Genomic DNA, 18,585 nt, shown 5'->3' with positions numbered 1-18,585 from the left:
CGGGTTCACCTCACCACGCGAGCGCGCTGCGGCGGACGCGCCGCCTCGCGGCTGATCATCAGCAGCAATTGGGTGGACGCGTCGCCGAGCAGCGCGCGATATGCCGTCACCCGCCGCGTCAGATGATTGTAGATCACCACTGCCGGGATCGCGGCGACGAGCCCGAGCGCGGTGGCGAGCAGCGCCTCGGCGATGCCCGGCGCCACCACCGCAAGATTGGTGGTGTTGGCTTTCGAGATGCCGATGAACGCGTTCATGATCCCCCAGACCGTGCCGAACAGTCCGACGAACGGAGCCACCGCGCCGATGCTTGCGAGCAGACCGGTGCCGATCGCGGCGCGGCGGGCTTCCGCCGCCTCGACCCGCTCGAGCCGCAGCGCCACGCGCTCGCGAAAACCTTCGTCATGGGTACCGCCCGACAGGCTGGCCTCGCGATCGACGGTCTGGATCATTTGGGCCACTGCGTCATGCTGATCGGCGGTCTCCGCCGCGGCCTGCTGCAGCGTGATCTCGCTCTCCAGCCGGTCGAGACCCCGCTGCGCCACCGCAACGCTGCGGCGCAGTTCGATCGACTTGGCGAGCCACACCGTCCAGGCCGCCAGTGACGCGAGCGCCAGCCCGACCATCACGGTCTTCACCGCCGCGTCGGCGCCGAGGAACATCCCCCACGGCGACAGGTCGCGCGGCAGCGTCGCCAGATCGGCAGCCGCCCACGCATCCCCCGGCAGCGCCACGGCGATGACGGCGAGCGCCGCGCCCGCCCACCCTGCCGCGGCGCCTTCGGAGTTACGCACCGCGTTCCTCGCTGAATTGCTTGGCGAGCGCATGGAAGCGGACGAGCTGATCGACGCGCAGCTCGCGATTGGCGTCACGGCCGACAAACACCTTGAACATGATGCCGCCGTCTTGGTTGAGGAACGCCACGAAGGCACTCGCTTTGCCCATGAACGGGCGCTCGACGAACGCCAGCGCGCCGCAACGATCGTGACGCAAGTGGCCGTGAAGGCCCTTCGGCTGCATCAGGTTGAAATAGCCGCGGCTGATCTCACCGCGCGGCACCTCGCCGGTGAATTCGAAGATCGCGTCCTCGGTGTGCACGATCAGCGTCACCTCGCCCCAGGTGGCGATGTCCTTCATCGCAGCAACGAAGCCGTCACCGGGACCGAGCCGCGCCATGCCGTCCGGCAGCGCCGCGATCACCGCATGCGGCGACACGTTCCACTGTTTGGCGACCTCCTCGATCACAGCGGCCGGGTTGGCAGCCATATAGGCACGAAGATCGCCGGTCTCGGAGGACACCACCGATGCCGCTGCAGTCGCCATCACTTCTCTCCTTATCTCAGGCCGCAGCGGCGTTGCGCTCGCTACGGATCACTTCAAACCCTTCGAACCGCGGATGCCCGAGATACAGGCTCTGCCCGGTGTCGTTGCCGGCCCGCGCATGCGAACGGCGGAACTGGTCGGACGTGGTCCATGCCTCGAACGCCGCCTTGCTGGCCCACATGGTGTGGGTCGCATACAGGGTGTGGTCGTCCGCGACCGGCCCTTTGAGCAGATGAAACTCCACGAAACCGTCCATCTCGCTGAGATAGGATTCCCGCGTCGCCCAGATCTCCTCGAAGGTCTGCTCGGCGCCGCGTTTCACTTGAAACCGATTCATCGCGATGAACATCTTCTCTCCTTGCTGGCTTGTTGTTTGCTGGCTTGTTGTTCTGGCGCGCCGTTCAGGCTTCGATTGGAGCCGGACCGTCACGCTCCTCCAAAGTGCACCTTGATCCCACCCTTATAGACGATGCCCGGGCCAGGGCTGCTGAACAGAATGTCGTTCTGCGAAGAGCCGTCGGCCGACGAGCCTGGGATCGCATACGGACGATAGTAGTTGTTGAGCAGGTTATCGATCGAGAAGTTCAGCGTGACGTCCGCGGTCGGCCGATAGGCGACGTTGAGATTGACGAGATCGTAGGAGGTTCCCGGCAGATAGCCGGTCGGCAGATTGGTGTTGGCCGCGTAGGATGCCCATTGCGCCGCGATCGTCAGCTGGCGGTCGAGCAGCCGCAGACCGCCGGTGGTCACCACCTTGCGGGCTGGTACCGAGACTAAGCCGAGTCCGGTGTCCGGATTGGTGCCGCGGATCACCGCGGCATTGACGCCGACGAACCAAATTCCGGCATCGTAATTGGTCTCAACCTCGACGCCCTCGATCCGAGCGCGCGGGATGTTCTGGTACTGATAGTATTTGCTGTACAGCCCGTATGCCGGGCCGAGCTGCGACACTTGCGGGGAGGAGCCGACCAGCTCGATATAGTTGTCGACGTCGTTGCGGAAGGCGTTGACCTTGCCGCGGAAGCTATCGCTGGCGCTGAAGATGCCATCGTACTTCAGGTTGATGCCGACTTCCTTGTTCTTGCCGACCTCTGGCCGCAGCGCGGTGTTGGGGATCAGGCAGAACAGGCCCGTGGTGCCATCGCCGCAGGTGAACAGCGCCGGACCGCCGCCGGTGACGTGGGCGCCGGCTATTAGGGTCTCGGTGATCGACGGCGCGCGATAGCCTTCCGCATAGGCGACATAGGGGGTGAAGCCGGCGATCGGCGTCAGGCCGAGCGTCACCTTCGGCGACAGTCGGCTGCCGCTGGCGGTCGACGAATTGGAATTCAGCTCATAGTGGTCGTAGCGCGCGGCGCCGATCACCTCGAGCCAGTGCGCGTAATTGTTCTTCACCTGGATGAAGCCGCCCGACACCGTGCGCTCGCCGCCAGGGGTGGTGATGTTGGAATTGCCGCGCGAATCCCAGGTCGTCACCTTGTCGTTAAAGGCGTCAACGCCGTAGGTCACCGCGGTTCGCCAGTTGCCATATTCGAACCGTGAGGTGTTGTTGGCGTCGATGCCGATGGTGTCGAGGTTGTAGCCGCGCTTGTCGCCGATGCAGCCGGAGATGTTGTTGCCGTAATTGCCGGCGCCGCAATAGCCTGAACCGCTCGTCGAATAGTGATAGGTCTTGGTCTGGTCGCTGTTGGTGCGATTGCCATACAGGTTCACGCTCCAATCGAACCAGGTGTCGTCCGGCTGTGAATATTTCCAGCTCAGGGTTCCGGTATAGTTCTGCAGGCTGGTGCCGTACACCGAGGAGCCCTGATACAGCGCGCGTTGCGCCGCGCTCAGCACCGGACCGCGGTTGAACTGGCCAACGTCGTAATTGAAGTCCTGGAAGATACCGCCGATCTTGACCTCGTGGCCGTCGGCCGGGCGCACCGTGAACTTCATCAAACCGGCGGCGAGATCGTTGCCGGTGTTGCCGATTTCGGTGCCGGCGCCGTCCTTGTAATTGCCCTGCGTGCGATACACCGCGCCGCCGAACACATCGACGCTGGGATCGACACGCACGCCGCCGAACACCGAACCAAGCCCGCGCGCATTGTTGCTGCCGTAGGAGCCGCTAAGGTCGACGCCCCAACGCTCGCCGGCGCGCACAACGTCGTCGATATCCTTGGTGCGGAACGACACCACGCCGCCGATCGCGCCGGAGCCGTAGATATTGGCGCTCGGCCCGCGCACCACGTCGATGCCGCCGATCAGTTCCGGATCAAGGAAGAACGAGCCCTGCGCGCCGTGGCCGGAACGCTGATAGTTCTGCCGCGCGCCATCGACCACCACGGCGACGCGACCGAAGTCCTGCAGACCGCGAATGTTGATCGAGGTCGACGGTTCGTCGCCGCGATCCTGGAACGACACGCCGGGTGTAGCGACGAACACATCCTGCAGCCGGCTCGGCGGAAACTGCTGAATCTGCTGCAGCGTGATCGCGCTGGCCGGCGCCAGCGCGTCGATCGCCTTCTCCTCGTTCTTGGTCGCCACCACGGTGATGGCGTCGAGCGATTGGGTCGAGGCAGCCGCCTGTGCGTTGGCGTTGCGCAGATCGGCAGCGGGCGCCGCCGGCTGCGCCGTACGTGCCGCACGGTCGCGCTTCACGTGTGTCTGGGCCGAGGATGATGAGCTACTGGTCGCGGTTTGCGCCGATGCCGGCGCGTTCGTCAGCGCGACGACGGATACAGAAAGCAGTAGCGCGTAGGCGCGCGAGTTAAGCCCCACCATGACAGCCCCAAGTGTTATGAGTTGACGCAGGCTGGCGGGCTCGCACGAGGCGGCTGGCTGGCAATCCGCCGTCAGCACAACTGCTAACGGCTTGCAATTTTGGTAACCGAGCCAAAGTTCCGGGTCAACCGGACTTGGCCATTGATTAAAGCAATTATAACTTGTCCGTGCGCGCAGCTAATTCAAACGTCATCTGCGTGTAGTAACGCTACGCGCGCTCACACCGCTGCGGCGAGCTCGAATTCGGCGATATCGGCCGGCTCAGCCGGCAGCGTGGTGCGATCGACCGCCGATAGCACGCGGCCGATACTGGCAGGCGTCGCCAGCGCGCCGAGCAGAAGCGTGGCGAGATCAGCCCGCGCGATCCGGCCATGGACCCGTGGATCGTCGTACAGCGCCCCCTGCCCGGTCGGCTGGCCGTCGGTCAGTCCGCCCGGCCGCACGATCGTCCAGTCGAGCGCGGCGTTGCGCAGATGGTCTTCCGCACGAGTCTTGGCGTCGAGCACCGGCCCGATCGCGGCGATGATTCGTTCCGACGCATAGGCGCGGCTGTCGCCGCAGGCGAGCGACGAGACCTGCAGCACCCGCCGCACTCCGCAAGCCACCGCAGCATCGGTGATGGCGTTGTTGCCGACTTCGTCGATCAGCAGTGCGTCAGGTCCGGCGCCGCCGATTGTCGAGATGATCGCCTGCGGTTTCAATCCGTTCAGCGCCCCCGCGACCGAGCTGGCGTCCACTACATCGACGCTCGCAACGCCTGCGAGTTCGTTCAATCGCGCCAGATCGCGCCCGGCGACGAACACCGTCCAGCCGCGCGCGCCGCCTTGCGTCACCAGATGGCGCCCGGTGCGGCCGGTAGCGCCGAAAATCAGAACCCGCATCCTGCCTCGCCCGCTGTCGCCGCGGCCGTCAGTCCCGCCGTCAGTCCGCTGGTCAGATTGCTGATCCAGAACGATCCGGCAAGGCTCGGCGAAAACCCATCGCCGCGCAATTCTCCCAATCCCGCAGCGGTCCAGTTGGCGAGCAGCGGCGTGACCGCGACGCGAAAGCCCGGCCGCAGCGCTTCGACCGCGGCCAGATCGAGCCGCCCGGTCTCCAGCCCCGCCGCGATCATCGCGTGCGCGGCATGATCGGATGGCACCAGCGCCAGCCCTTCGATCGGCGCCAAATTCTGCGCCACCATCTCGCGGCGGCGCGCGATGTCGATGACGTTGCGCCAGCGGTGGCCATGCGCCTGCCCCCCGGCCCCGGCGCCAAACGGCAGGCATGCCACGCCACGCTTGATCGACGCATTGTAGCGGTTACGTTCGCGCAGCGACCGGACCAGATGCGACTGCGACACCTGCAGCCAGCCGTTCTCCGTCAGCCGCTCCACCCCTTCGGCATAGAGGCGCGCCTGCGCGGCCGGAGTCGCTGGCTGCGGCAATTTGCCGTTCTCTACCGCGCGAGCCATCGGCCCGCCGGGAAACATATTGAGTGCATACAGCGTGACGCCATCGAGACCGATGCGCCGAACCGTGTCGATATCACGCCGCCAATCGGCGTCGCTCTGCCCCGGCAGCCCATAGATCAGGTCGCACACCACAGAGGTGCGGCCCTGCGCCATCAGCTCGGAAAGAAATTCCGCAACCTCTTCACCGGTGCGCTTACGACCGAGCCGCCGCCGCACCTCGGTTGAAAAGCTCTGCACGCCGATCGAGAGCCGATTGACTCCGGCATCGGCCAGCCTCTTGGCCTTGGCGAGATCGAAGCCATACGACCGCCCCTCCAGGGTGATCTCACAGTCGGCGCTGAGCGGCAGATAGCGGTGCAGCGCCGCGATCAGTCGCGTCAGATCGTCTGCATCAAGCGCCGACGGAGTGCCACCGCCAATATAGATTGCATCGATCGGCGCACTCGCGATCAGCGGCGTACGCGACTTGGCGGCGAGTTCCGCGATCAGGTCGTCGACATAGGCCGGGCCGGCTTCTGGCCGCCAGACGTTCTCAAAGAAACCGCAAAACAGGCAATGGTTTTGGCAATACGGCACGTGCAAGTAAGCCACCGCCGTCTCGCTGCGCGGCGTCGCGAACACCCGCTCCATTACTGCCTGGGCATTGTCCTCATCCACCGGCCGGCTGCCGCGCCACGGCGGCGAAAACGCGCGCTTGCCGAACGCCTCGGTGAGCGGATCGCAGCCGACGCGCACCAGGTAATCGCCGATCGATGCCGGCTTGACCGACATCGGATGACCGGTGCCATGCCCCCGATGACCACCGTGCCCGTGAATAGTCCCGTGCCCGCTATGCACCGGTGCGGTGACCCGATCGCCCTGCTTCACCTCAGCCATTCTCACCGCCCGCGCTCCATCATCAAACGGGCAGCAATGCCAACCGCGCGCGACGCACGGTCAGTCAGCCGACACATGCGCGCGCGAATAACTGGCCAGCCCGACCATCCGATCACACTCGTTATTTGCAAACAGGGGCTGGCGGGCGCTGCAAAACGCAGGGAGCTGGCTGGCACAGCGCAAGGCACAATTCGACCTCGCGTATCGTGAAGTTACGACGCACCGCGGCGCAAGCTCAAGCGCCGATCGCGCCGTTTATAGTAATTATAAGACACATTTTCGGATCACCGCTTATAACCAAGCGCTCACGTCGATGTCAGCAACAACACCAGAAGCGGAATGATGACAGCATCCGATCGATTGGGCGCAGATCCTACGCAAGCCGGGGCGAGCCCGAGTGGTGTGCGCGCCGTCAGCATCGTCGGCAATCAGATCGACAGCCGCGACCTATTCACGATGGATCGGGAAATCGTGATCGCGCATGGCGACGATCGCTACCGCCTCCGCCTCACCTCGCAAAACAAGCTGATCCTGACCAAATGACCGCGAACGCTCACATCAAACGCCATCGCGCCGCTGTGTTCGCCGCGACGTTGCTCGCAGGCTCCTTGTCTCTGCAGGCGACCGCAGCCGAGATCAAAGTGCGCGATGCGCACGGCCGTGACGTCACTGTTGCTGATTCCTCGTGCACGCTGTCGATAGGCGGCGCGATCACCGAGGTATTGGCCGATCTCGGCCTGGCGCAGCGGATTGCGGGCGTCGATTCCACCAGCGTGTATCCGCCCGAAGCGGTCGCCGGAAAACCTAACGTCGGCTACTTGCGCCAATTGTCCTCGGAAGGCGTGATCGGACTGAACCCGACCCTGATCCTTGCGATGGATTCGGCCGGTCCGAAGCAGACGATCGATGCGGTCACTTCGGCCGGCATTCCACTGGTGTCCGTGCCGGAGGCGTATTCCGAACAGGGCTTGCTCGACAAGATCGCGCTGATCGGCCACGCCATGGGCGCCGACAAGGCCGCGACCTGTCTCGCCTCCGCGGTCGGCGACGACTTCACCAGGCTGCGCAAACTGCGCGCCGCGATCACCAAGCCGGTTCGCGTGATGTTCGTGATGTCGCTGGTCAACGGCCAGGCGATGGCGGCCGGACGGAACACCGCGGCGGATTCGATCATTGCGCTGGCCGGCGGCGTCAACGCGATCGATGGTTACGACGGCTACAAGGCGATCAACGACGAGGCGATCGTCGCGGCACGTCCCGATGTCGTGCTGACGATCAAGCGCAGCCGCGATTCCTTCGAGGCCGACGCGTTCTATGCACATCCGGCGTTTGCGCTGACGCCGGCCGGCCAGCACCGCGCCTTCCTGGCGATGGACGGACTGTATCTGCTCGGCTTCGGGCCGCGCACGCCGGCGGCTGCAGTCGAGGTCGCATCGAAGCTGTATCCGCAGCTCGCAGCCGAGGCCGCCGGCTTCAAACCGAAGGCCACCACGGTCGATTGTCGCTCATGAGCGTGTTGGCGCTTCCCCGTCGCAGCCGCGCCGGCGCGCCGCGCCCCGGCGCCGCGATCACGCTCGCCGTGCTCGGCGGGTTGCTGATCGCCGCAATGGCACTGGCGATGACGGTGGGCGCCGCCGGCATTCCGCTCTCCCGCCTGCCCGCAGCGCTCGGACTGACCGGCACCGCGGGCGATGCAGCGACGACGCGTGATCAGCTGGTGCTGTGGTCGATCCGGATGCCGCGGATTCTCACCGCTGCGATCGTCGGCAGCCTGCTCGCGGCAGCGGGCGCGCTGATGCAGGGCCTGTTCCGCAATCCGCTGGCCGACCCGGCGCTGGTCGGCGTCGCGAGCGGCGGTGCCTTTGGTGCGGCCGCCTCGATCGTTCTGGTCGAGCATCTGCTCGGCCCGCATCTCCGCGTCCTGCAGGAGTATCTGCTCGCGTTCGCTGCCTTCGGCGGCTCGCTGATCACCACCATCGTGCTGTACCGGATTGCGAGCCGATCGGGCCGCACCTCCATCGCGCTGTTCCTGCTCGCGGGTCTTGCGATCGCGGCGATCGCTAACGCCGGCCTCGGCGTTCTGGTGTTCGTGGCCGACGATCGCCAGCTCCGCGATATCACCTTCTGGATGCTCGGCTCGCTCAGCGGCGCCAACTGGGCCAAGGCCGCCTCCACCGGTTCTGTCCTGTTGATCGCGCTCTTGGTGCTGTTGCGGATTGCAGGACGGCTGGATCTGCTTGTCCTCGGCGAGACCGAGGCGTTTCACAGTGGCGTCGATGTCGAGCGGCTGAAGCGGACTTCGATCCTGTTGGTGTCGGCAATGGCCGGGGTTGCGGTCGCGGTCACCGGCGTGGTCGGCTTCGTCGGCATCGTCGTGCCGCATCTGTTGCGGCTGGTGATCGGCCCGTCGCATCGGCTGCTGCTGCCCGCCTCCGCCGTTCTCGGCGCGGTGATGTTGGTCGTCGCCGACACGGTGGCGCGCACCGTCGTCGCGCCGGCCGAGATGCCGATCGGCATTCTCACCGCAGCGATCGGTGCACCGTTCTTCCTCGCCATCCTGCTACGACAGCGCAAGTTGGTGGGGCCATGAGCGGTGTGCTGAAAGCCGAAGCGGCCTCCTTCGCGCTCCCCGGCGCCACACTGGTCGATCGCGTCGATCTCACCATCAGCCAGGGTGAACTGGTGGCAATCGTCGGCCCCAACGGCGCCGGCAAGTCCACCCTGCTGCGGATGCTGTCCGGCGATCTACGGCCGACCTCCGGCACCGTCACGCTCGACGGCCGCGCGCTCTCCGACTATCCGCCGCGCGCGCTTGCCACCAGGCGCGCGATGCTGGCGCAGCACACCAAGGTGTCGTTCCCGTTCTCGGTCGAGGAGATCGTGGCGATGGGCGCGGACATCGATCCGCGTAAGGCGGCGCCGCTGTTCGACGCCGCGCTCCGTGACGTCGGCCTCGACCATTTCCGCCACCGCGATATCACCACGCTGTCGGGCGGCGAGCAGCAGCGCGCCCATTTCGCCCGGATCCTGGTGCAATTGTGGAGCGGCGAAGCCGACGCCGGCCCCGGGCTCCTGCTGCTCGACGAGCCGACCTCCAGCCTCGACATCCGCCACCAGCTCGATCTCGCCGAGACCGCGCGGCGCTGCGCCCGTCGCGGCACCACCGTGATCGCGATCCTGCACGATCTCAACCTCGCTGCCCGATTCGCCGATCGCATCATCGTGCTCAGTGGCGGCCGGATCGCCGCCGACGGAACGCCTGCCGCTGTCTTGCGGCACGAGCTGATCGCCGACGTGTTCGATGTCGCCCTCACCGTCAACACCGACCTCGCGGGCCGGCCCTTCGTGCTGCCGGAGCTCGCCGACGATCGCCACGCCGCCGCCCACGCCTGAGCGCGCGCCGTCTCTGCGTACCACATCACAGACATTCTAAGTAATAGCCGCCTCGACGTGGACGGTTTTGGACCGGTTCAATTTGTTGGTCCGCAACCGAGCGCTTAGTCTTGCTCGGTGATGCGAACGCATCTGCGTCGCACGGCCGACACCCGACAATTATCAGTTTCATCGTTTGCAGCGAAAGACCCTTCGTCAATGAGCGTCAATGTGATTTTCGGCTCCGATGCCGGCGCGACCCGTGCCGTTGCCTCCCGGATCGCCAAGCGGCTGCAGGGCCGCGCCGTCGATATCAAGTCCGCATCAGCCGCCGATTTCGAGGGCTGCAGCCTTCTTATTCTCGGCGCGCCGACTTACGGCTTCGGCGATCTGCAGACCGACTGGGAAGCCAACATCGACAAGCTCACCTCCGCCAATCTGACAGGCAAGAAGGTGGCGCTGTTCGGCACCGGAGACCAGACCAACTATCCGGACAGCTTCGTCGACGCGATGGGGCTGCTGTACGACCACGTCGTCGAGCGCGGAGCCACTGTGGTCGGCTTCACCGAAACTGCAGGCTACGACTACACCGCCTCCAAAGCCGAACGTGACGGCCGCTTCGTCGGACTCGCGCTCGACGAGGACGGCCAATCATCCAAGACCGAAAAGAGGATCACCGAATGGATCAGTCGTCTCACATGAGCGCAGCGACCTTGCAGATCTTCCAGCACCACCTCTACGAGCTGTCGAAGGGGCTCCGCCCGCTCGCGATGATGACGCTTCCGTCGGTCGAGGCCACCTCGATCGTGGCGCGGCTGCGCACCGCTGGTATCGCCCACCACGTCCACGAAGCGTGCCAGCATCGCATCAACGTGGTGTTCGGCGTCGCCTCCGCGGTCCGCACGGTGCAAGGCTTCATGACCGGCCCGCTGTGCAACCTGTCAGCCGAGCACGACTTCATGCTGGGCATCCTGCTCGGCTACGACCGCGAAATGCAGTGCCACCGTTTTCTGTCGCGTGCCGGCGGCAACACGGTCGAGGCGGTCGCCGAACCGACCCACACCGTGGCGCCGAGCGAGCCGGTGCTGATCCACTGACGGTCCGCGGCGCCCGACATTCCTGCGGACACGGTCCGTAAGCGCTATCCGTAAGGGGAAGGGTCACCCCACCCTTCACGTCATCGCCCGCGAAGGCGGGCGATCCAGTATCCCAGAGCGCTGGTTGATACGTCCTGCGCTCACGAGCAACTCGCTGCAATACTGGGTCCCCCGCCTGCGCGGGGGACGACGATGATATTTGGGCCATTCATTTTCCGACGGCGACGTCGCTGCGGATTGCGCAGCGGACGTGCTTCACTCCTCCTTGAAGCCGTATTCGGCGTTGTTGCCGGTGGCGCCGTAGTATTTGTACGGCAGGAATTTGCCCGACATCGTGATCTTGACGCGGTCGCCCTTCGGGTTCGGCAGCCGTTCCATCACCATGTCGAAATCGATCGCCGACATGATGCCGTCGCCGAATTCCTCCTCGATCAGCGCCTTCCAGGCCGGGCCGTTGATCATCACCAGCTCATAGAAACGGTAGATCAACGGGTCACGCGGCGGCATGGTGATGCCCTCGCCGCGCATCGGGACCTCGTTGAGCATCGCGGTCTCGACTGCCGACAGTCCGAACAGCTCAGCCGCCTTCGCCGCCAGCGGCTTGGTCAGCTTCATCTGGCCGAGGATCGCACCGACCACCAGCACCTCGGAATGGCCGCCGATGGTTTCGCAGATGTACTTCCAGGTCCAGCCCTTCTCGCGCTTGATGTCGAGCAGCTTCTCGGTCAGTTCGGCTCGCTTCATGGTCGGTCTCCTTGAGTGAGGTGGGGAATCGGTGGGTGATCGGGATCAGCGGGCGTTCGCCTGCAGCGGCACGAGCGCAGCGTCCTCGACGCCGGGCCGGACGACTGGCACGTGCAGCGGATCGTGGTGCGGATTGGTGCTGGTGAAGGTCTTGCTACGCGTCACCAGGAAGTCGACGATGTGGTTGCGCAGCCCGTAGTAGTAAGGATGCCGGTGCAGATCGATCCTGGCGCGATCCTTCGGCAACGGGTTCTCGACGATCTCGGCGATCACCGCGCCGGGGCCGTTGGTCATGAGATAGATCTTGTCTGCGAGATACATCGCCTCGTCGACATCGTGGGTGATCATGAAGGTGGTTTGCCCGGTCTCCAGACAAATCCGCCGCACCTCGTCCTGCAGCGAGCCGCGGGTCAGCGCGTCGAGCGCCGAGAACGGCTCGTCCATCAGCATGATCTTCGGCGTGATCGACAGCGCCCGGGCGATGCCGACGCGCTGCTTCATGCCGCCGGACAGTTCGGATGGACGCTTGTGCTCGGAGCCGGTCAGGCCAACGAGATCAATGAAGCGCTGCGCATGGGCACGGACCTTGGCCTTGTCCCAGTCCCGCCACTTCGACGACACCGCATAGGCGACGTTGCCCATCACGGTGCGCCACGGCAGCAGCGCGTGGCTTTGGAAGATCACCGCGCGGTCGAGGCTGGTGCCTTCGATCGCCTGGCCGTCGACGATCACCGCGCCTTCGGTCGGCTGGTCGAGGCCGGCGAGGATGTTGAGCACGGTGGTCTTGCCGCAGCCGGAGTGGCCGATTACGCAGCCAAATTCGCCGCGCGGCAGCGACAGCCAAAGGTTCTCGAAGATCGTGGTCTGTCCCCCGCCCGCGGCCGGATAGCGCTTGGCGATCGCTTCGACGGAAATGAACTTGTCGGTCATGGGGCTCACTCCGGAAACGTGACCATGCGGGTGAACCGCGCCAGCACTTGGTCGAGCAGCATCCCGACCACGCCGATCAGCAGGATCGCGATGATGACGTTGACGATCGACAGGTTATTCCATTCGTTCCAGACGAAGTAACCGATACCGGTCCCGCCGACGAGCATCTCGGCGGCGACGATCACCAGCCAGGCGATGCCGATCGAAATCCGCATGCCGGTGAGAATGGTCGGCGCCGCGGCCGGCAGGATCACCGTGAAAGCCCGGCGAACGGTGCCGACTTCGAGCGTGCGGGCGACGTTGATCCACTCCTTGCGGACTGAGGCGACACCGAACGCCGTATTCAGCAGCATCGGCCACACAGAGCAGATGAAGATCACGAAAATCGCCGACAGGCTGGAGTCCTTAATGGTGTAGAGCGCCAGCGGCATCCAGGCGAGCGGCGAAATCGGCTTCAGCACCTGGATGAACGGATCGAGTGCCTTGTTCATCAGCGGTGACATGCCGATCAGAAAGCCGAGCGGGATTGCGACAGCCACGGCCAACAGATAGCCGGTCATCACCCGCGCAATCGAATAGCCGAGCTGAATGCCGAGCCCCTTGTCGTTCGGGCCGTTGTCGTAGAAGGGACGCTTGATGTGCTCCCACAGCTTGGCTCCGACCTCGAACGGCCCGGGCATCGCCGATTTGCCCTGCGTCGCCGTGGCGCCCATCAGCGCCGCATATTCCGGGCTCATCTTGGCGACTTCACCGCTGCTGCGCGTCGCCAGATGCCAGCTGGCGATAAAGCCGCCAAACAGCAGCAGTGAAACCACCGCGGCGCGGAGGCGTAGTGATTTGGTCATGACGTCACCCGTCGTGTCAGTGCGGGACCTGGAGGCCGGTGGCTGCGGCTTACGGGAGCCACCGGCGGCGCTGTTGCGACGCTCGTCGTTCGGGAGGTGCAGGCCGGCAGCGGCGGAGGTCCAAACATACTGCCGCCGTCCCTCTTCCCTTACGAGGCCTTCTTGATCTTGAAGCTGGCGAGATACTGATCCGGGTTGGAGCCGTCGAACGGCTTGCCCATCACCGAGAACGACCGCGAGGTGGTGTCGGGCGCTGCGAGACCGGCCTCCTTCATCAGCTTCGCTGTGTCGGTCGCGAGATAGACCTGCTCGGCGATCGTCTTGTAGTCGACGTCGCCCTTGATCTGCCCCCAGCGCTTCATCTGGGTCATGATCCAGATCGCAAACGACTGCCACGGGAACGGATCGAAATCGATCCGGTTCGGCTGCTTGACAACGTTGCCGAGGCCATCCGCATAAGTGCCGGTGAGGATCTGCTCCAGCACGATGGCCGGCTGGTTCAGATAGTTGGCCGGCGAGATCGCCTGCGCGATTTCCTTGCGGTTCTCCGGCTTATGCGCGTAGGCGGTCGCCTCGATGATCGACTTGAGCAGCGCGCCGTAGGTGTTCGGCATCGTGGTGACGAATTCCTTCGACGCGGCGAAGGCACAACACGGGTGGCCGTCCCAGATTTCCTTGGTCAGGATGTGGATGAAGCCGACGCCATCATAGACAGCGCGCTGGTTCATCGGATCGGGAGCGAGATAGCCGTCGATATTGTCGGCACGCAGGTTGGCGACCATCTCCGGCGGCGGCACGGCGCGGATCTGGACGTCGACGTCGGGGTCGAGACCATGTTCGGCCAGATAGTAGCGCAGCAGGTAATTGTGCATCGAATAGTCGAAAGGAACGGCGAATTTGAAGCCCTTCCAATCCTTCGGATTGCGACGATCCTTGTGCTTCATCGCCAGGGTGATCGCCTGGCCGTTGATGTTCTCGACCGCCGGCATGGTGTACGGGATCGGATTGGAGCCGACGCCCATCGTGATCGCCAGCGGCATCGGCGACAGCATGTGCGCCGCGTCGTATTCCTTGTTCAGAGTCTTGTCACGGATCACCGCCCAGCCGGCGGTCTTGATGACTTCGACGTTGAGGCCGTACTTCGCATAGAAGCCCATCGGATGCGCCATGATGATCGGCGTGGCGCAGGTGATCGGAATAAAGCCGACCTTGAGGTCGGTCTTTTCTAGCGGGCCGCCCGAGGCGAACACATCGGTCGCGGTCTGCAGCGGGAAGAACTGAGACACCGCGGCGAGCGCGGTAGCGGCACCGACCGACTTCAGAAAGGCTCGCCGCGAGGCATCCTGCGGAAACATTGCGCGCATCACCGCGGACGCGACAACGCCTTCGAACCGTTTCTCCTCACCCTGCGTCACGGCGCTCTGTAGCGCAGCAGCCTGCTCGGCAGCATGCTCGGCCTCGGTAGCATGACGACCACAACTACAACCCGTGGTGTGCAGCCGGCGATTGGGATCGAACGGATTGTCGAACGTAGACATGGGACCTCCTGCGTGACGTCGAGGTCCTGATCGCAAGGAGCGTGCCAAACACCGGATGGCCGCCAGATGCGACGATATGGGCGGTTTCGGCAGATTGCTGGATACGAAATCTCGTAATATACGGGATTTCGTAGTCGAGTTACGAAAATTCGGAGTGTCCAATGGACCTCTCGTCGCCCCCTTCGCTCGCCGCCCCGATCAATGCGCCGCTGCGCGCCGCCGTGTTCGACAGCGCCGTCGAGGCCGTGCTGCTGGTCGACCCGACCCTCGACCAGATCGTCGATGCCAACGGTGCCGCCAGTGCCCTGCTCGGCCACGACCGTGACGTTCTGCTGCAGACCCGGTTCAGCGCGCTGCACGGCGCGCAGCTTCCTGCGCTCGTGGTGTTTACCCAGGCCGTGTTCGCCAAAGGCACCTATTGGACTCACGCGCTGACGCCGGTGCACGCCGACGGCACGCAGCTTCGATTGGAATACGCCGGCAAGCTGCTGCCGTATCGCGGCCGCTCGCTGCTGCTCTTGACGATGAGCGATCTGGAGCAACGCCGGCGGCGCTATGTCGACGCCGTCGCCGACGACTACATGCGCGACGGACTGCCGGCGTGGCAGCGCGTCGAGCGCGTGTTTCAAGACATCGAGCGCGAGAACCAGCTTATCCTGCGGGCGGCCGGCGAAGGGATCTACGGTGTCAACGCCGAGGGAAAGACCACCTTCGTCAATCCGGCCGCGGAGCGGATGCTGGGCTGGTCGGCCGAAGAGCTGGTCGGCAAAGAGATGCACGCCATGGTGCATCACAGCCACCATGACGGGCGGCACTATCCCGGCCAGCAATGCCCGATCTACGCGGCGTTTCGCGACGGAGCGGTACATACCGTCGACGGCGAAGTGTTCTGGCACAAGGACGGAACGCCGGTCTGGGTGGAGTACACTTCGACGCCGATCCACGACCGCAGCGGCGGCGTGGTCGGCGCGGTGGTGGTGTTTCGCGACGTCAGCCAGCGCCACGAGGCCGACGAAAAGCTGCACGCCGCGCTGGCCGAAGTCGACCGCCTGCGCGAACGGCTGCAGCTCGAAAATGATTATCTGCAAGAAGAAATCCGGATCGAGACCAATCCGCGCGGCATCATCGGGCAGAGCGAGGCGATTCAGACCACGCTGCGCCAGGTCAAGCTGGTCGCACCCACTGCCGCCACCGTGCTGATCACCGGCGAATCCGGCACCGGCAAGGAACTGATCGCGCGCGCGATCCACGAAGCCAGCACGCGCCGTGACCGGCCGCTGATCAGGGTCAACTGCGCTGCAATCCCGCGTGAACTCTTCGAGAGCGAGTTCTTCGGGCACGCCCGCGGCGCCTTCACCGGCGCGGTGCGCGATCGCATCGGCCGGTTTGAGCTCGCCGACGGCGGCACCCTGTTCCTCGACGAGGTCGGCGAGATCCCGCTGGAGCTGCAGAGCAAACTGCTGCGCGTGCTGCAGGAAGGCAATTTCGAGCGCGTCGGCGAGGAGCGCACCCGCAACGTCGACGTCCGCCTGATCGCCGCGACCAATCGCGACCTGAAGCGGGAGGTGCAGCGCGGCCACTTCCGCGAGGACCTGTATTTCCGGCTCAGCGTGTTTCCGATCGAGTCGGTGCCGCTGCGCGATCGCCGCGAGGACATTCCACTGCTGGCGCAACACTTCCTCGCCAATGAAGCACGCGAACTGAAAACCGAGCTACGGCTGTCGCAGGGCGATGTCCGCCGCCTGATGCGCTACGACTGGCCCGGCAATGTCCGCGAACTGCAGAACGTGATCGAACGAGCCACCATCCTGGCGCAGAACGGCCGGCTGCGGCTCGACCTGCCGGAAACGGCCGGCGGCCATGCCTCGGCCGCCAGCGGCCGTCAGAAGCCGGACGCGCGCCCCGCGGTGATGACCGCGGCCGACCTCCGCAGTCTGGAGCGCGACAACATCATCGCAGCGCTGCGCGCCTGCAAAGGCAAGGTGTTCGGCGACGACGGCGCGGCGGCAATGCTCGACATGAAGCCGACAACGCTGGCGTCGCGGATCAAGGCGCTGGGCATCGCCTCGCCGCGCGCTCAGGCGTGACTGCATCAACTGTGCGAGGTTACAACGACGCCACTCGAGGCTCGTTGTCGCGCCGCCCGGCGGAGCTGGGCCGGTCGTGCCATTCGCGGCGCCAGGCGTTCGGCGTATTCCCGGTGTAGCGGCGGAAGATGCGCGATAGATGTGCCTGATCGCTCAATCCGCAGGCAAGCGCGATCTCCGAAAGCGGGAGATCCGTCGTCCGCATCAGTTGCTTGGCGCGTGCGACCCGGCGCTCGAGCACGAAACCGCGCGGCGCCACACCGGTGCTGCGGCGAAACGCGCGGGCAAAATGGCCGGGGCTAAGACCGATCAGTTGCGCCAGATCGCGGATCAGCAGGCTCTCTCCGAGATGCTGATCGACATGCAGCAGCACCCGATTGAGCTGCCAGCGCGCCAGCCCCAGTGCCTGCGCCTGATCGGGACGTTCCACGGACGCCTCGGGCGCATGACGGGCCTGGACCTCGCGCAGCAGCATCGTGGCCCGGGCCAGGCATGTCCGAGCGGCGAACGGATCGTCCTCGACAGCGTCGGATGCCTCCTGCAGCATCTCCGCCAGACACGCAAAGGCCTCGCTTGGGCTGGCTAACCGGGACATGGCTTCGGCTCTGGGTGCGGTGCTCGCTGTCATTGCCGCTGATTGAAGGACAATTCGGCGACACGCTGAAGTCGGACCAAGGTGCGCTGCGGTGCTGCATTGGTTTCGCCGAGAGCAAACCAAGGTTTACATTGCGCTTTCGGCACGAAACCGAGTAGCCGGCCGCCTTCAGCCGCCGCCCAAGCCGTCGTCGACGCTGAAAACTGGATTGTCCGCCGAAGCTTGATTAGATTTCGGCGGTGCGGAATCGCAGAGGACGCAGACCCCTTTCATGGCTTCCCTCCCCAGTCCCCTGATCGTGGTCGTCGATGACGACGCCGGCATCAGAGAAGCGCTGGAAGGCCTGTTCAGGTCTGTGGGGCATCGGGTGGCGCTGTTCGGATCCGCGCAGGATCTGCTGACGACCGGTGTTCCGCCCGATGCCAACTGCCTGATCCTCGATGTCCGCCTGCCCGGCACCAGCGGGCTGGACCTGCAGGACATGCTGTCCCGTCTGGAAGTCCGGATCCCAATCATCTTCATGACTGGCTACGGCGATGTGCCGATGACGGTGCGCGGGATGAAGGCCGGTGCCGTTGACTTCCTGACCAAGCCGTTCCGCGATCAGGAGATGCTGGACGCAGTATCCGCCGCTATCGAGCTCGATCGGCGTCGCCGCGAATCCGAACGCAAGCGCAACGAGATCGCCCAACGCTTCGACGCTCTTACCCCCCGCGAGAAACAGATCTTCGAAATGGTTTCCGCAGGATCGATGAACAAGAACGTCGCCGCCGATCTCGGACTGAGCGAAATCACTGTGAAGATTCATCGCGGCCGCGTGATGAAGAAGATGCGTGCCCGATCACTCGCCGATCTGGTGCGAATGGCCGAAGTTCTCGCGCCGCACGCTGGGGAAGCAACGTAAAACCATCGTATGACTTATATTGCAGGAACGGGTGCCCCAGAGTCCCTCGACGTCG

General features: G+C 64.9%; 19 protein-coding genes. 8 read left to right on the top strand and 11 right to left on the bottom strand.

What is annotated here, in order from left to right; translation table 11 throughout:
• Window positions 1-5: 5 nt before the first annotated feature.
• The 6 genes from exbB to hutW form a co-directional block, all read right to left on the bottom strand.
• Window positions 6-794, bottom strand: a complete 789-nt coding sequence (exbB, locus tag RPPS3_RS10920; RefSeq protein WP_107344092.1) for a tonB-system energizer ExbB — start codon at window positions 792-794, stop codon at window positions 6-8.
• Window positions 787-1,323, bottom strand: a complete 537-nt coding sequence (hutX, locus tag RPPS3_RS10915; RefSeq protein WP_107344091.1) for a heme utilization cystosolic carrier protein HutX — start codon at window positions 1,321-1,323, stop codon at window positions 787-789. Before hutX ends, exbB begins: the two co-directional genes overlap by 8 nt.
• 16 nt (window positions 1,324-1,339) lie before the next feature.
• Window positions 1,340-1,672, bottom strand: a complete 333-nt coding sequence (locus tag RPPS3_RS10910; RefSeq protein WP_107344090.1) for an antibiotic biosynthesis monooxygenase family protein — start codon at window positions 1,670-1,672, stop codon at window positions 1,340-1,342.
• Window positions 1,673-1,749: 77 nt separating this feature from the next.
• The gene (locus tag RPPS3_RS10905; RefSeq protein ID WP_107344089.1) at window positions 1,750-4,089 is read right to left on the bottom strand and encodes a TonB-dependent hemoglobin/transferrin/lactoferrin family receptor; all 2,340 of its coding nucleotides are present in this window, start codon (window positions 4,087-4,089) and stop codon (window positions 1,750-1,752) included.
• Window positions 4,090-4,307: 218 nt separating this feature from the next.
• The gene (locus RPPS3_RS10900; protein ID WP_107344088.1) at window positions 4,308-4,970 is read right to left on the bottom strand and encodes an SDR family oxidoreductase; all 663 of its coding nucleotides are present in this window, start codon (window positions 4,968-4,970) and stop codon (window positions 4,308-4,310) included.
• Window positions 4,958-6,418, bottom strand: coding sequence for a heme anaerobic degradation radical SAM methyltransferase ChuW/HutW (gene hutW / locus RPPS3_RS10895; protein WP_107344087.1), 1,461 nt, complete (start codon window positions 6,416-6,418; stop codon window positions 4,958-4,960). The genes RPPS3_RS10900 and hutW overlap by 13 nt, the downstream gene beginning before the upstream one ends.
• A 339-nt stretch (window positions 6,419-6,757) precedes the next feature.
• Here hutW and hemP point away from each other — a divergent pair, with 339 nt between their 5' ends.
• The 6 genes from hemP to RPPS3_RS10865 all read left to right on the top strand — a co-directional run bounded on the left by hemP (window position 6,758) and on the right by RPPS3_RS10865 (window position 10,887).
• Complete coding sequence (gene hemP, locus RPPS3_RS10890; RefSeq protein WP_107344086.1) at window positions 6,758-6,961, top strand: hemin uptake protein HemP; 204 nt, start codon at window positions 6,758-6,760, stop codon at window positions 6,959-6,961.
• Window positions 6,958-7,929: a heme/hemin ABC transporter substrate-binding protein gene (locus RPPS3_RS10885; protein WP_107344085.1), complete on the top strand. Its 972-nt coding sequence runs from the start codon at window positions 6,958-6,960 to the stop codon at window positions 7,927-7,929. The genes hemP and RPPS3_RS10885 overlap by 4 nt, the downstream gene beginning before the upstream one ends.
• Window positions 7,926-9,008, top strand: a complete 1,083-nt coding sequence (locus RPPS3_RS10880; protein WP_107344084.1) for a FecCD family ABC transporter permease — start codon at window positions 7,926-7,928, stop codon at window positions 9,006-9,008. Before RPPS3_RS10885 ends, RPPS3_RS10880 begins: the two co-directional genes overlap by 4 nt.
• On the top strand, window positions 9,005-9,811 hold the full coding sequence (locus tag RPPS3_RS10875) for a heme ABC transporter ATP-binding protein (RefSeq protein WP_107344083.1): 807 nt from the start codon (window positions 9,005-9,007) through the stop codon (window positions 9,809-9,811). Before RPPS3_RS10880 ends, RPPS3_RS10875 begins: the two co-directional genes overlap by 4 nt.
• A 198-nt stretch (window positions 9,812-10,009) precedes the next feature.
• Window positions 10,010-10,492, top strand: coding sequence for a flavodoxin FldA (fldA, locus tag RPPS3_RS10870; RefSeq protein ID WP_107344082.1), 483 nt, complete (start codon window positions 10,010-10,012; stop codon window positions 10,490-10,492).
• Window positions 10,471-10,887, top strand: a complete 417-nt coding sequence (locus tag RPPS3_RS10865) for a DUF2023 family protein (RefSeq protein WP_011157671.1) — start codon at window positions 10,471-10,473, stop codon at window positions 10,885-10,887. Before fldA ends, RPPS3_RS10865 begins: the two co-directional genes overlap by 22 nt.
• A 255-nt stretch (window positions 10,888-11,142) precedes the next feature.
• Here the strand turns inward: RPPS3_RS10865 and cynS are convergent, their stop codons facing one another.
• The 4 genes from cynS to RPPS3_RS10845 form a co-directional block, all read right to left on the bottom strand.
• Window positions 11,143-11,631 carry a cyanase gene (cynS, locus tag RPPS3_RS10860; RefSeq protein WP_107344081.1) on the bottom strand — a complete coding sequence of 163 codons (489 nt, stop codon included), beginning with the start codon at window positions 11,629-11,631 and terminating at the stop codon, window positions 11,143-11,145.
• Between the two features lie 45 nt (window positions 11,632-11,676).
• Entirely contained in the window at window positions 11,677-12,561 is an 885-nt protein-coding gene (locus RPPS3_RS10855; protein WP_107344080.1) for an ABC transporter ATP-binding protein, read from the bottom strand.
• Between the two features lie 5 nt (window positions 12,562-12,566).
• Window positions 12,567-13,406, bottom strand: coding sequence for a nitrate ABC transporter permease (ntrB, locus tag RPPS3_RS10850; protein WP_107344079.1), 840 nt, complete (start codon window positions 13,404-13,406; stop codon window positions 12,567-12,569).
• A 149-nt stretch (window positions 13,407-13,555) separates the two neighbouring features.
• A complete protein-coding gene (locus RPPS3_RS10845) occupies window positions 13,556-14,944 on the bottom strand; it encodes a CmpA/NrtA family ABC transporter substrate-binding protein (RefSeq protein WP_107344078.1) in 1,389 nt (462 codons plus the stop codon).
• 161 nt (window positions 14,945-15,105) lie between these two features.
• On the opposite strand from RPPS3_RS10845, the gene RPPS3_RS10840 reads away from it, so the two are divergent.
• Complete coding sequence (locus RPPS3_RS10840; protein WP_107344077.1) at window positions 15,106-17,031, top strand: sigma 54-interacting transcriptional regulator; 1,926 nt, start codon at window positions 15,106-15,108, stop codon at window positions 17,029-17,031.
• 19 nt (window positions 17,032-17,050) lie between these two features.
• On the opposite strand, the gene RPPS3_RS10835 is transcribed toward RPPS3_RS10840, so the two are convergent.
• The gene (locus RPPS3_RS10835) at window positions 17,051-17,626 is read right to left on the bottom strand and encodes a helix-turn-helix domain-containing protein (protein ID WP_234820177.1); all 576 of its coding nucleotides are present in this window, start codon (window positions 17,624-17,626) and stop codon (window positions 17,051-17,053) included.
• A 271-nt stretch (window positions 17,627-17,897) separates the two neighbouring features.
• Between RPPS3_RS10835 and RPPS3_RS10830 the strand changes: the two genes are divergently transcribed.
• On the top strand, window positions 17,898-18,530 hold the full coding sequence (locus RPPS3_RS10830; RefSeq protein WP_107344075.1) for a response regulator transcription factor: 633 nt from the start codon (window positions 17,898-17,900) through the stop codon (window positions 18,528-18,530).
• Window positions 18,531-18,585 lie beyond the last annotated feature (55 nt).

The organism is Rhodopseudomonas palustris, assembly GCF_003031265.1.
GTDB classification, from domain to species: domain Bacteria; phylum Pseudomonadota; class Alphaproteobacteria; order Rhizobiales; family Xanthobacteraceae; genus Rhodopseudomonas; species Rhodopseudomonas palustris_H.
Note: the sequence above shows the minus strand (reverse complement) of the source record. Positions and strands in the feature narration are given on the sequence as shown.

Excerpts from the sequence above, each read along its gene's own strand:
- hutX (WP_107344091.1), bottom strand. The coding sequence starts at position 1,323 with ATGGCGACTGCAGCGGCATCGGTGGTGTCCTCCGAGACCGGCGATCTT.
- RPPS3_RS10910 (WP_107344090.1), bottom strand. The coding sequence starts at position 1,672 with ATGTTCATCGCGATGAATCGGTTTCAAGTGAAACGCGGCGCCGAGCAG.
- RPPS3_RS10905 (WP_107344089.1), bottom strand. The coding sequence starts at position 4,089 with ATGGTGGGGCTTAACTCGCGCGCCTACGCGCTACTGCTTTCTGTATCC.
- RPPS3_RS10900 (WP_107344088.1), bottom strand. The coding sequence starts at position 4,970 with ATGCGGGTTCTGATTTTCGGCGCTACCGGCCGCACCGGGCGCCATCTG.
- hutW (WP_107344087.1), bottom strand. The coding sequence starts at position 6,418 with ATGGCTGAGGTGAAGCAGGGCGATCGGGTCACCGCACCGGTGCATAGC.
- hemP (WP_107344086.1), top strand. The coding sequence starts at position 6,758 with ATGATGACAGCATCCGATCGATTGGGCGCAGATCCTACGCAAGCCGGG.
- RPPS3_RS10885 (WP_107344085.1), top strand. The coding sequence starts at position 6,958 with ATGACCGCGAACGCTCACATCAAACGCCATCGCGCCGCTGTGTTCGCC.
- RPPS3_RS10880 (WP_107344084.1), top strand. The coding sequence starts at position 7,926 with ATGAGCGTGTTGGCGCTTCCCCGTCGCAGCCGCGCCGGCGCGCCGCGC.
- RPPS3_RS10875 (WP_107344083.1), top strand. The coding sequence starts at position 9,005 with ATGAGCGGTGTGCTGAAAGCCGAAGCGGCCTCCTTCGCGCTCCCCGGC.
- fldA (WP_107344082.1), top strand. The coding sequence starts at position 10,010 with ATGAGCGTCAATGTGATTTTCGGCTCCGATGCCGGCGCGACCCGTGCC.
- RPPS3_RS10865 (WP_011157671.1), top strand. The coding sequence starts at position 10,471 with ATGGATCAGTCGTCTCACATGAGCGCAGCGACCTTGCAGATCTTCCAG.
- cynS (WP_107344081.1), bottom strand. The coding sequence starts at position 11,631 with ATGAAGCGAGCCGAACTGACCGAGAAGCTGCTCGACATCAAGCGCGAG.
- RPPS3_RS10855 (WP_107344080.1), bottom strand. The coding sequence starts at position 12,561 with ATGACCGACAAGTTCATTTCCGTCGAAGCGATCGCCAAGCGCTATCCG.
- ntrB (WP_107344079.1), bottom strand. The coding sequence starts at position 13,406 with ATGACCAAATCACTACGCCTCCGCGCCGCGGTGGTTTCACTGCTGCTG.
- RPPS3_RS10845 (WP_107344078.1), bottom strand. The coding sequence starts at position 14,944 with ATGTCTACGTTCGACAATCCGTTCGATCCCAATCGCCGGCTGCACACC.
- RPPS3_RS10840 (WP_107344077.1), top strand. The coding sequence starts at position 15,106 with ATGGACCTCTCGTCGCCCCCTTCGCTCGCCGCCCCGATCAATGCGCCG.
- RPPS3_RS10835 (WP_234820177.1), bottom strand. The coding sequence starts at position 17,626 with ATGTCCCGGTTAGCCAGCCCAAGCGAGGCCTTTGCGTGTCTGGCGGAG.
- RPPS3_RS10830 (WP_107344075.1), top strand. The coding sequence starts at position 17,898 with ATGGCTTCCCTCCCCAGTCCCCTGATCGTGGTCGTCGATGACGACGCC.